The sequence below is a fragment of the Flavobacterium salmonis genome, assembly GCF_903819435.1.
Classification (GTDB): Bacteria; Bacteroidota; Bacteroidia; order Flavobacteriales; family Flavobacteriaceae; genus Flavobacterium; species Flavobacterium chungangense.
Window position 1 is genome coordinate 1 of record NZ_CAIJDP010000026.1, and the last position, 268, is coordinate 268.

The 268-nt window shown below is 49.3% G+C and carries 1 protein-coding gene; it reads right to left on the reverse strand.

Annotated features, from left to right (window positions below; translation table 11 throughout):
* A partial coding sequence (locus FLACHUCJ7_RS00140; RefSeq protein ID WP_180907457.1) for a hypothetical protein occupies positions 1–268 on the reverse strand: 268 nt, incomplete at both ends.

Consider the following 268-nt stretch of genomic DNA (forward strand, 5'->3'; position numbering starts at 1 on the left):
AAGCTTACTACCGTATCGATAGTCGTAGCCGTGCTCAGCGTAGCGGTGATTGTAGCAGTACCTGATGCGTTCTCTGCGATTGAAGCTGTTCCGCTAAGTATTACCGTTGGGGCGGTCTCATCATCGGTGATCGTTACCGTTGCCTGCTGAACGCCGTTTTCTATAGCACCATTGCCTCCGGTTACTCCTGTGATGTCGACAATTACTGTTTCATTTCCTTCGTATAGGGTATCATCGGCCGGATCAATAGTGATCGTACCGGTCAATT